Here is an 11124-nt window from a genome sequence, read left to right as displayed (position 1 = left end):
AGGAACCTCCAGGTTCCTTTTTGATTACCTTTAAAAAGCTCTAACTAGTGACTTAGATTGAGATTCAAATGAAAGATGCTATAATAGTAAGGAAAGTGACCGCCTATTTAGTCATGAAAGGAAGGATTGGAGAAAAAAAATGAAGAGACGAGTGGAATTATTTTTAATCATCCTGTTACCGATTCTAGGACTGGTTTTTCTTGGAGGAAAAATCATGACCCTGACCAAAAGGCCGGAGCAGAAGATAACAAGCACTTCTTCAAAGAAAGTTGTACAAAAATCAAAGGAAGAAATAAAAAAAGAGCAAATCGCTTATCTAAAAGAGCACGAGCAAGAAATCGTCGATTTTGTGAAATCCCAAAATCCAAAAGTCGAATCCGTTCAGGTTAATTGGAACAGTATGCAAATTGAAGAGTCTGGGAATGGAACGCCTCAGGGTGGTGGATACAATTTATCTATTTCTGGTAAAATTAATCAATTAGAAAACACAAAATTCTCCGTTGATTTTTACCTAGAAGATCAAAATAGCATACCAACTATCAAAAAAATGGGGATGCTAAATGATATCTATATCGAGGAAAATGGTGGCTGGAAAATTTTTTCCTAAGTAAATAGAAGTATTAGTGTTATTAGGAAACATGAAAAGTAAAATGAATTGTACACTTAAGTTAATATCTTTAATGCTAATTTTCACAATTATTGGAGGTTGTAGTGTAAAGCAAAAAGCTCATACGAAACAAGCACAAACTGCAACCTCTTCCTCCACCAAAGAGGATACAGCAACTGTTACTCAAAGGCAAGTCGACTTTTTAAAAAAACACGAGTCCGAAATTACGAACTACATAAAGTCGAATGATCCAGAAGTTGTTCAAGTCAAGTATGACTGGGATAGTGTGAAAGTAGGAGATAGTGGTGCTTTTACGAAATCTGGATTTGACATCCGTTTAAAGGTCTATGGGGCAAATGATAAGGAACTAAATGGCTATTCATTTTTTATTGTCCCAAAACCAAATGTTGAGAATCCAAGTTCAATTGATTCAATTTCTGGTTCGAATTTTCCTTGATAAAATCAATAGATCATTCTATCTATTAAGAGGGAAAAATTTGAGCTATGAGCCCATAATAGCTCAGGGAATGACGGGTGGACATTTTAAAGAATAATCTGTACAGAATGATAGGAGAACTTATGAAAAGTCGAAAAATCATGATTATAGTTGCTTCAATTATAGCGCTCCTAAGTATAGGTGGATGTACCGTGAAGCATAAAGATGATACCAAACAAGGAAAAACGATTGCTGCTTCATCAATCAAAGAAGACAAAGAAGCCATTAAACAAAAGCAGCTCGCTCACCTCAAAGAGCATGAAAAAGAAATTGTTGATTTTGTGAAAGCCCAAAGTCCGAAAATAGAATCCGTTCAAATATATTGGGATGAAACTCAGTGCGGAGTAGCAGGGAATGGAACACCTCAAGGTGGTGACGAAATGATTCTCATTTTTGGTGGATTTAATCAAAATCCTGAATCGAGTTGGCGAGTTGATGTAGTCGTGGAAGATGGAAAAATTAATTTAAAAATGATGTCTTTGGGCCAATCCTTAAGGATAGGTGGAAGAATTTTCGAATAAATAAGTTGATAGATAAATTCGAAGTGAGTAGATTGGAGAGAATTAAATGAAGAGACAAATGGAACTATTTTTGATCATTTTGTTACCGATCCTAGGACTGGTTTTTCTTGGAGGAAAAATTATGACCCTGGCCAAAAGACCCGAACAGAAGATAACGACCTCATCTTCAAAGAAAGTCGTACAAAAACCAGAAGGAGACATAAAAAAAGAACAACTGGACTACCTAAAAGAACACGAACAGAAGGTTATTGATTTAGTCAAAGCACAAAATTCAAAAGTTGAATCCGTTCAGATTGATTGGGATCAGACACAATGGAGTGATGGTGGACTGACAACTCCTGAATATTATATGAATGTTTTTGGACGTATAAATAATATTGAAGAATCGGGTTGGGGAGTAGATATCCCAATTAATGATGACAATACATTGAATCTAGATGAGATGTATATAGGATCCGACATTAACATAGGGGGAAGATTATTTGAGTAATTTGAACTTAAAATGATAGGAAAAAACGTGCTATGTGTAAGTAATAGACCATTAGTCTAGATCGTAACCAACGTCATAACTCTTTAATTTAAAACTTTGATAATCAAAAGTAAAGAATTAATTAACTCATGTTTTAAAAAGCTCTATGTAGTGAGATAACTTGATTTTCAAACTATAAATGCTATAATAATTAAAATAATATTCATCTAGTTTTCAATCTTAGAATAGAAAATAGCAGATAAATAGTATGAGTTGAACAAATGACTATTACAATGAGTTTGTTAAGAGAAATGACAGGTGGAAATTTTAGAGAATAATCTGTACAGAATGATAGGAGGACTCATGAAAAGTCGAAAAATCATGATAATAGTTGCTTCAATTGCAGTGTTGCTAAGTATAGGAGGATGTACCGTGAAACATAAAGATGATACAAAACAAGGAAAAACGATTGCTGCTTCATCTACGAAAGACCTAAAGGAAGATGAAGAAACTATAAAGAAAAAACAACTGGACTATCTAAAAGAACACGAACAGGAGATTGTTGATTTAGTCAAAGCACAAAATTCAAAAGTTGAATCCGTTCAGATTGATTGGGATCAGACACAATGGAGTGATGGTGGACTGACAACTCCTGAATATTATATGAATGTTTTTGGACGTATAAATAATATTGAAGAATCGGGTTGGGGAGTAGATATCCCAATTAATGAGGATAATACATTAAATTTAGATGAGATGTATGTAGGATCCTACATTAGAGTAGGGGGGAAATTATTTGACTAATTGAAATTTAAAAAGTTTTGATAATCTATATGCTTCATTAGCAGAATCAGCTTACAGAGATAGACCAAATAAGTTTCCATATGAACAATTGGATCCGGAAAGTCGAAAAAAATTTGATTCAGGGAAATCCATTGAATTTAATTTCTCCATAGATGCAAAAGATAAGGATGGACAGATAACTAAAGGTGGCGGTACGGATCTACCGAATGGTGGCAATGTTTATCTTCAACCGGATAATAAAAAGTTGTTAGAGGATGAAGAAACTGGATACCACGCTTATTATGTCACAGATACTGATACGATCAACGCGAATACGCACCAGACTTATTTTTCGATTCGTGGAAGTGATGGTTTTGGAATTAATTTACCACAAATCAAAAAAGGTAATTTTAAGGAATTTAACTATCAAGATTGGATCAATAATGATGCTGCTTTTGCACTTACGGATGCGATTGTTCCCCAAGCACAATATGCTACAAAAGGGATGAAAGCAAAGATCACTGAATTAGAAGAAAAAGCTGCCCCGGATGCTAAAATGGATGTAACGGCTCATTCGCTTGGAACAATGGTATCCGTACAAGGTTTGGCAGGATTATCTGAATCAGAATTGAATCACGTTGGAAAAGCAGTTCTTTTTGATGGCCCAGATACAACAGCGAGTTTAAAAAAAGCTGGGTATAGTGATGAAAAACTGAAATTATTGGATAAAAAAATTGTTTATTATGTCAATCCTTTTGACCCAGTTAGCATGCTCAATCGGGATAAACCATGGGATCAACAACTTGGTCAAGTTAATGTAGTTGTCCCAATTAAGTATACTAGTATGATGGACAAGTATTCTTCTCACGATTTTGGTGCCTATCAAATAGACAGTTATGGGAATATCCTAACGGCATCGGAATCCTATCATCCAGAGTTGTTAGTTGCTGGCCAGAGACTTGCTAAGCTGAACAGAAGAACTATAGATAATCTGAAGAAGTATTTTCCTGAGGAAGCAATTGAACGCTTTGTGACAATGAAACCAGAGGTATTTCAAAAACTTGCTTCATTGTTACATGAAGCATTAAAAGATCCTTGGAATCATAAGACAGAAATTTATTTAATATTTCGTGACGGATTTGGTATTGGTATCACTGATGCCACGAAAATAATTGCTAATATACCTTCAATTGCTTCAGGACTTTCAGAATATTTACAAGAATATGCTAAAATTATAAAAGATGCCCAGAAAGCTTCTTTGGAATGGGATCGAAAAAATTTAGACCTCAAGAATCCCAATAATTTGCACAACAAAATTAAAAGTGCTGGGAGCTATGCGGAGCGAATCTTACTTCGCACAGAATTGTTATATGCAGCAGTTCAATTGGCAGATGCAGATATTGAGCAGAAGGTGTCAGAAACAGAGAAAATGATCACGACTGCGGAAGAAAACATAAAAATAGAGGTTGAATTATCTAGAAATGTTATTTTTGGATTGGGATGGGCATTGTCAGCAAGTGAAAGAGAAAGTTTAATGACTGACTTGACTTTTGAACATTTGTGGGATAGCGGAATTGCGGAGACCGATAAAAGTAATTTAAAGAACTACAAAGAAAAAATGAGTGGCTTCTCAAAGAGTATGATTCAATGTGCGCAGAAACTTGTAGAGGTTGATGAACAAGGCGCAGCTGATATTTTTGGATCCCTATCATAAAAGAAGGAGGAAACGATGCCAATAAGTTTACCGTTTATGAATGAAAAAATACTGGAAGGACTGAAAGCACAACAGAGATTGGCAATAAAAGCGGCTGTTGTAGTAGCAGTGAACACTATAAAGCTAAAGAATATATCTCTCCAAGCAAGACTGCATATAAAAGCAGAGGAATTAGAAAACTATGCAAAAAAGACTTACAGTGAAAATATCACAGATGGTCTTGAAGGACAAGCCGCAACTGCGGCAAAAAACTATTTGTCTAAAGTGAGCAAACCAGAACTTACTAGTCCGCTAAGAAATTGAGAATTGACAGAAGATGAAGGAAGATCTTTATAAATTAGAACTTGAATTTGATAGCAAAATGAAACAGTTAAAGAAAAAAGAGGAATCTCTTGAAGAAGATCTCTCTTATTTTCTACAGCAAACGGACCAGTTGAAAGAAGAAGTCTATCGCATGGCAGAAGGTGAGTTACCTGCAGAAGTTCATACTTATTTTTTCCAAATGGATGAAAATAGTGAACGATTTCGACGTGACGTCTTTGAACAATTGGATCAAATCCAGGAAGAGCGCTCAAAGCTCAAATGGGAGTATGACAATGAAATAGATGCATTCTATAAAAATCAGAAAAAGCTGGAATCGAAATCCAAAAAAAATCAGTAAGGTTGTGCTTACTGATTTTTTAGTTGGATCCAGATGATGCTGTATCTGCGCCACTGTCTGTTGCGGTGGAACCTTGATCTTGCGCTGCAGATGAACTAGTTTCTGTAGCAGATGAGTTATTGGTTTCTTTCTGAGAACTTGTCTCTGTATTGCTTGAATCGGTTTGCGTGTTGGTATTTGTGTTGGTATCTGTCGCGGTGGAGTCAGAACTTTTATCGTGAACCACGACGACGCTGGTGCTACTAGATGGTTTGTCTTCTGTCTTTTGATTGTCTTTATTGAGCAGGCTCATAATAGTAAAGGAAGTGACGATAATCCCTAAAAGACTAGCAATTGTAGCTACAACCGTTTGAAATACGGATAGGCCTTGTTTGACTTTTTCACCACGTGAGGGTCTAGAATCTGTAGTATCCTCAGGTTTTTGGTTTTTGTTGCTTCTTGAATATTGTGACATGTTCATTCTCTTTCTATCAAAAATTGTTTTTTAACACTTTCCTATTATAAGTCATTTTCTGAAAAATGTCTAAAAAGAACTGAATTTTATGGAGTGATTTTACTTCATCTCTCTTTATCAAATCCTTGTCCCAAGCGGTTAGAAATGATAAAATAGAAGCTACGTAAAAAGAAAGTGATGGATGCGTAGGACATGATTTATTTTGACAATTCAGCAACGACCAAACCTTATCCAGAGACCCTTGCGACCTATACAGAAGTAGCCACTCGGATCTGGGGCAACCCTTCTAGTTTGCACAATCTAGGTAGTCAAGCTACTCGTATTTTGGAAGCTTCTCGGAAACAAATTGCGGAGCTAATTGGCAAGAAAGCTGAGGAAATTTACTTCACGTCTGGTGGGACCGAAGGGGACAACTGGATCATCAAGGGTGTCGCTTTTGAGAAAGCTCCTTATGGCAAGCATATCATTGTCTCTGACATCGAGCATCCCGCTATCAAGGAGTCCGCTGCTTGGTTAAAGACGCAGGGATTCGAAGTGGATTATGCTCCAGTGGATGCGCGTGGCTTTGTCAAAGTGGATGCCTTGGCTAGTCTTCTCCGTCCAGATACGACCTTGGTCTCTGTCATGGCCGTCAACAATGAGATTGGCTCCATCCAGCCCATCCATGAAATTGCGGCTCTCCTTGAGGATCGCCCAACGATTAGTTTCCATGTCGATGCTGTTCAAGCTTTAGCCAAGGTAGCAACAGAAGTTTATCTACCAGAGCGCGTGGACTTTGCGACCTTCTCTAGTCACAAATTCCATGGTCTTCGTGGAGTTGGCTTTGTCTACATCAAAGAAGGCAAAAAGATCACCCCTATCTTAACCGGAGGTGGTCAAGAAAAAGAAATGCGCTCGACAACTGAGAATGTGGCAGGCATCGCAGCAACCGCAAAAGCCCTACGCTTAGCTATGGAAAACCAAGAAGCTTTTGCCAGTAAGACCCAGCAGATGAAAGAAGTGATCCGCAAAGAATTGGCCAACTATCCAGATGTCACTGTCTTTTCTGGTGAGGATCACTTTGCCCCTCACATCTTGACTTTCGGGATCAAGGGAGTTCGTGGTGAAGTAGTGGTCCATGCCTTTGAAGAGTTTGATATTTACATCTCGACCACCAGTGCCTGCTCGTCCAAGGCTGGAAAACCAGCTGGAACCTTGATTGCCATGGGAGTGGACAAGAGCATCGCTCAGACAGCAGTTCGCCTCAGTCTCGATCTTGAAAATGACATGAGCCAAGTCGAGCAATTCTTGACCAAGTTCAAACTGATTTACGAACAAACACGAAAAGTACGTTAATTTTAGAAGGAAATCAACATGACCTTAACCTATTCAGAAATTATGATTCGCTATGGAGAGCTTTCTACTAAAGGGAAGAACCGCATGCGTTTCATCAATAAACTTCGCAATAATATCCAAGATGTTTTATCTATTTATCCGGCTGTCAAAGTGACAGCGGACCGCGATCGGGCCCATGCTTATCTACATGGGACGGATTATGAGCCGGTGGCTGAATCCCTCAAGCAAGTTTTTGGAATCCAAAATTTTTCACCTGTTTACAAGATTGAAAAATCAGTACCAGCCTTAAAAGCGGCAGTGCAAGAGATTATGAAGGAGATATACAAGGACGGCTTGACCTTTAAAATCTCAAGTAAGCGAAGTGACCATACCTTTGAACTCGATAGCCGCGAACTCAATCAAACCTTGGGTGGTGCTGTCTTTGAAGCCATTCCAACCATTCAGGCTCAAATGAAAAAACCAGATATCAACTTGCAAGTTGAAATTCGAGAAGAAGCAGCCTACATCTCTTATGAAACCATTAAGGGAGCTGGTGGCCTTCCTGTTGGTACATCTGGCAAAGGGATGCTCATGCTATCTGGTGGGATCGACTCTCCAGTAGCTGGCTACTTAGCCTTGAAGCGTGGGGTGGATATCGAGGCCGTTCACTTTGCGAGCCCCCCTTATACCAGCCCAGGTGCCTTGAAAAAAGCCCATGACTTAACACGGAAGTTGACCAAGTTTGGAGGAAATATCCAATTTATCGAGGTGCCCTTCACAGAGATCCAAGAGGAAATCAAGGCAAAAGCGCCAGAAGCTTACCTCATGACCCTGACCCGTCGCTTTATGATGCGCATCACAGATCGAATTCGCGAGGTTCGCGGTGGTTTGGTCATTATCAATGGTGAAAGCTTAGGACAAGTGGCTAGTCAAACCTTAGAGAGTATGCAGGCCATCAATGCGGTAACCAATACACCAGTTATCCGTCCGGTGGTGACCATGGACAAGTTGGAAATCATCGATATTGCCCAAGCCATCGATACTTTTGAAATCTCTATCCAACCGTTTGAAGACTGTTGTACCATCTTTGCACCAGATCGTCCAAAGACGAATCCGAAACTCAAAAATGCAGAGCAGTATGAGCAACGGTTGGATGTGGAAGCCTTAGTTGAGCGAGCTGTAGCAGGCATCATCGTAACAGAGATTACTCCAAAAGTGGAGAAAGACGAGGTCGATGACCTGATTGAGGATTTGCTATAGGAGAGACTGGGCGTATCCAGCCTCTTTTTCTAACCAACTTAAAGGAGACAAGATGAAAAAAATTATCGTATTAATGACAAGTTTGCTTCTGTTGACAGGCTGTGTCAAAGTATCGTTTACTGGCCCGAAAAAAGAAGAGAAGACTAGCCAATCAAGCAATAGAAAAAAAGAACCCCTCACATTTGTCAGGGCCGAGCAGTATAAAGACCAGGACAACGAAGTCTTGGAAGCGTCTGAGAAATTTATCAAGGAACATCCAACGCTTGGAGAAGCTGGAAAATTATTTGTCTTTTTTCCAGGATATACCTTTGGAAATGAGGAAAATCGCTTCGCCTTATTCTTTATTGTGAATCGTACCACCACAACCATCGATCGTGATGGATCCTTTGTCCTGAATTTGGAATATGATGGAGAGCCACTTTTTAAAGATGTCACAGTTGACTATGAAGTGAGCGAATCGGGTGTGTTAAAACCCAATACTGCTGCAGCGATTCCGATAAAAATTACTAAGGAACAAGAAGAAAAAATGAAGGGGATGAACGATTCGTCTAAAGCCAAAATGAGCTTTAATGACTTTAAATTTAAGGATAAGTAGATGAAGAAGTCGGACTGACAAGCGATCTTAAAATAAAAGATATAAAATAATCGCTTTTATAAAAGAAATTCGTTTTCAAAGCGCAAAAATACTTGTCTTTGTCTGATAGAAGTGATATACTAAGAGAGTTGACTATGCACATGCCTGTGCAACCGCTCGAACATCGTCGCTCATTTCCATGAGAGTAAGTGGTTCGTCCCACGATGCTAGGCGAGTCTTCACAAAAATACGGGGAAACCCAAAAATACATAGGAGGTGCATAATGAGCACATACGCAATCATTAAAACTGGCGGAAAACAAGTTAAAGTTGAAGTTGGTCAAGCTATCTACGTTGAAAAATTGAACGTCGAAGCTGGTCAAGAAGTTACATTTAACGAAGTTGTTCTTGTTGGTGGTGAAAACACTGTTGTCGGAACTCCACTTGTTTCAGGAGCTACTGTTGTTGGAACTGTTGAAAAACAAGGAAAACAAAAGAAAGTTGTTACTTACAAGTACAAACCTAAAAAAGGTAGCCACCGTAAACAAGGTCACCGTCAACCTTACACTAAAGTTGTCATCAACGCTATCAACGCTTAATTATTAGGAGAACACATGATACAAGCAGTCTTTGAACGAGCCGAAGATGGCGAGCTGAGGAGTGCAGAAATCACTGGGCACGCTGGAAGCGGTGAATATGGCTTTGATGTCGTGTGTGCATCGGTTTCGACTCTAGCCATTAACTTTGTCAACTCTGTTGAGAAATTTGCAGGCTACGAACCGGATCTAGAATTAAACGAAGAAGAAGGTGGCTTCCTTCGGGTCACAATCCCGACAGATATTCCACCACATCAAAGAGAAATGACCCAACTATTCTTTGAATCATTTTTCTTAGGGATGGCAAACTTATCGGAGAACTCTTCAGAGTTCGTCCAAACAAGAGTTATCACAGAAAACTAACATGGAGGAAAACAATTATGTTGAAATTGAATCTTGCTAACTTGCAACTTTTCGCCCACAAAAAAGGTGGAGGTTCTACATCAAACGGACGTGATTCACAAGCAAAACGTCTTGGAGCTAAAGCAGCTGATGGACAAACTGTAACAGGTGGATCTATCCTTTACCGTCAACGCGGTACACACATCTACCCAGGTGTGAACGTTGGACGTGGTGGAGACGATACTTTGTTCGCAAAAGTTGAAGGCGTAGTACGCTTCGAACGTAAAGGTCGCGATAAAAAACAAGTTTCTGTTTACCCAATCGCAAAATAAAAAGGTTCAGTGAACCTTTTTATCCCGAGCCTTGAAATATTAAGGTGAGGAAGCTAGAAATAGCATAAATCAAAGCTTTCCGGATTGACGGAAGGCTTTTTTCTTTTATTTATTCAAAAATATCGTGTTTACTCTTGTTAATATAATGTTTGAATTTGTGTTTTTTGAAAAATGTAGTATAATAGAGACAAATATAGTAGGAATGGAAGTAGTACCATGAAAGATAGCAGACATGTTGAAATTCTTCAGGAACTGGATCGAAAAAGTGTGGTATCGGTCAAAGAACTCAAGGAACTTTTTGGGGTGACAGATATGACCATTCGTCGCGATCTGATTGATCTTGAAAAACAAGGTCTTTTAGTTCGTGTACATGGTGGGGCCCACAAAAAAGTCAAAGATAGCTTATTAGAAGCTTCTCACAGTGAAAAAAATCTGATCAATATTGATGAGAAACGAAGCATTGCCAAAAAATGTGCAGACTTGATCGAAAATGGGGATACCGTCTTTATTGGCTCTGGTACAACAACAGACTTTATCGGAGATTATTTGGAAGGGAAAGAAATTAGCATCGTCACCAACTCCCTGCCTATTTTTGAGAAGCTCAAGGATTTCCCGAATTATGACTTGATATTAGTTGGTGGTCGCTACCGGGTAAAGACACAAACCTTTGTCGGTCAATTTGCCAATAAACTTTTGAAAGAAATCAAGGTTTCTAAGGCCTTCATCGGGGTCAATGGGATCGATGGGCATAGTGTCTCCACAGCCAATGAAGAAGAAGGAAATGGCAATGCCATTATTCTGAACAATGCGATAGAGAAATATGTGGTAGCTGATAACAGCAAGTTTGATAGTTATTCCTTCTACAGTTTCTATCGTGTGGAAGATCTAAATGCCATTATTACCGATGATAGTATTCCAAAGAAAATCAAAGACAAATACGCCTTGTATACGAAAATCATATAAAACAAAGTGAGGCTGGGACAAAAGTCCTAGCCTCTCAAT

16 protein-coding genes and 1 other annotated feature are annotated in these 11124 nt (G+C 38.7%); of the genes, 15 read left to right on the top strand and 1 reads right to left on the bottom strand.

Annotated features, from left to right (window positions below):
- Positions 1 to 139: 139 nt before the first annotated feature.
- From HMPREF2686_RS02565 to HMPREF2686_RS02530, 8 genes are all read left to right on the top strand, one after another.
- The gene (locus HMPREF2686_RS02565) at positions 140 to 607 is read left to right on the top strand and encodes a hypothetical protein (RefSeq protein ID WP_049507336.1); all 468 of its coding nucleotides are present in this window, start codon (positions 140 to 142) and stop codon (positions 605 to 607) included.
- A gap of 31 nt (positions 608 to 638) precedes the next feature.
- A complete protein-coding gene (locus HMPREF2686_RS02560) occupies positions 639 to 1064 on the top strand; it encodes a hypothetical protein (protein ID WP_049507337.1) in 426 nt (141 codons plus the stop codon).
- A 122-nt stretch (positions 1065 to 1186) separates the two neighbouring features.
- Complete coding sequence (locus HMPREF2686_RS02555; RefSeq protein ID WP_080978893.1) at positions 1187 to 1624, top strand: lipoprotein BUG3; 438 nt, start codon at positions 1187 to 1189, stop codon at positions 1622 to 1624.
- A 46-nt stretch (positions 1625 to 1670) separates the two neighbouring features.
- Positions 1671 to 2114 (top strand): hypothetical protein, encoded by a 444-nt coding sequence (locus HMPREF2686_RS02550; protein WP_049507339.1) that lies wholly within the window; start codon positions 1671 to 1673, stop codon positions 2112 to 2114.
- 342 nt (positions 2115 to 2456) lie between these two features.
- Positions 2457 to 2897, top strand: a complete 441-nt coding sequence (locus HMPREF2686_RS02545) for a hypothetical protein (protein WP_049507341.1) — start codon at positions 2457 to 2459, stop codon at positions 2895 to 2897.
- Between the two features lie 88 nt (positions 2898 to 2985).
- Entirely contained in the window at positions 2986 to 4590 is a 1605-nt protein-coding gene (locus HMPREF2686_RS02540; protein ID WP_024055916.1) for a hypothetical protein, read from the top strand.
- 15 nt (positions 4591 to 4605) lie between these two features.
- Positions 4606 to 4893 carry a hypothetical protein gene (locus HMPREF2686_RS02535; RefSeq protein WP_024055917.1) on the top strand — a complete coding sequence of 96 codons (288 nt, stop codon included), beginning with the start codon at positions 4606 to 4608 and terminating at the stop codon, positions 4891 to 4893.
- Positions 4894 to 4906: 13 nt separating this feature from the next.
- The gene (locus HMPREF2686_RS02530; protein WP_024055918.1) at positions 4907 to 5251 is read left to right on the top strand and encodes a hypothetical protein; all 345 of its coding nucleotides are present in this window, start codon (positions 4907 to 4909) and stop codon (positions 5249 to 5251) included.
- 19 nt (positions 5252 to 5270) lie between these two features.
- Here the strand turns inward: HMPREF2686_RS02530 and HMPREF2686_RS02525 are convergent, their stop codons facing one another.
- Positions 5271 to 5705, bottom strand: a complete 435-nt coding sequence (locus HMPREF2686_RS02525; protein WP_049507343.1) for a DUF6556 family protein — start codon at positions 5703 to 5705, stop codon at positions 5271 to 5273.
- A gap of 192 nt (positions 5706 to 5897) precedes the next feature.
- On the opposite strand from HMPREF2686_RS02525, the gene HMPREF2686_RS02520 reads away from it, so the two are divergent.
- The 7 genes from HMPREF2686_RS02520 (at position 5898) to HMPREF2686_RS02490 (ending at position 11085) form a co-directional block, all read left to right on the top strand.
- Positions 5898 to 7040: a cysteine desulfurase family protein gene (locus HMPREF2686_RS02520; protein WP_049507345.1), complete on the top strand. Its 1143-nt coding sequence runs from the start codon at positions 5898 to 5900 to the stop codon at positions 7038 to 7040.
- Positions 7041 to 7058: 18 nt separating this feature from the next.
- A complete protein-coding gene (gene thiI, locus HMPREF2686_RS02515) occupies positions 7059 to 8279 on the top strand; it encodes a tRNA uracil 4-sulfurtransferase ThiI (RefSeq protein ID WP_070449094.1) in 1221 nt (406 codons plus the stop codon).
- A 52-nt stretch (positions 8280 to 8331) separates the two neighbouring features.
- Positions 8332 to 8874, top strand: a complete 543-nt coding sequence (locus HMPREF2686_RS02510) for a membrane lipoprotein lipid attachment site-containing protein (RefSeq protein ID WP_024055387.1) — start codon at positions 8332 to 8334, stop codon at positions 8872 to 8874.
- Between the two features lie 140 nt (positions 8875 to 9014).
- Positions 9015 to 9102, top strand: a sequence feature (ribosomal protein L21 leader region).
- Between the two features lie 34 nt (positions 9103 to 9136).
- The gene (gene rplU, locus HMPREF2686_RS02505) at positions 9137 to 9451 is read left to right on the top strand and encodes a 50S ribosomal protein L21 (protein ID WP_003002830.1); all 315 of its coding nucleotides are present in this window, start codon (positions 9137 to 9139) and stop codon (positions 9449 to 9451) included.
- Positions 9452 to 9466: 15 nt separating this feature from the next.
- The gene (locus tag HMPREF2686_RS02500; protein WP_003002581.1) at positions 9467 to 9811 is read left to right on the top strand and encodes a ribosomal-processing cysteine protease Prp; all 345 of its coding nucleotides are present in this window, start codon (positions 9467 to 9469) and stop codon (positions 9809 to 9811) included.
- A gap of 17 nt (positions 9812 to 9828) precedes the next feature.
- Entirely contained in the window at positions 9829 to 10122 is a 294-nt protein-coding gene (gene rpmA, locus HMPREF2686_RS02495; RefSeq protein ID WP_003002805.1) for a 50S ribosomal protein L27, read from the top strand.
- A 216-nt stretch (positions 10123 to 10338) separates the two neighbouring features.
- Complete coding sequence (locus HMPREF2686_RS02490) at positions 10339 to 11085, top strand: DeoR/GlpR family DNA-binding transcription regulator (protein ID WP_003007732.1); 747 nt, start codon at positions 10339 to 10341, stop codon at positions 11083 to 11085.
- Positions 11086 to 11124 lie beyond the last annotated feature (39 nt).

The organism is Streptococcus sp. HMSC057G03 (assembly GCF_001808745.1).
Lineage (GTDB): Bacteria > Bacillota > Bacilli > Lactobacillales > Streptococcaceae > Streptococcus > Streptococcus parasanguinis_Z.
The sequence above is the reverse complement of the archived record's forward strand: the minus strand, read 5'-3'. Positions and strand labels throughout refer to the sequence as shown.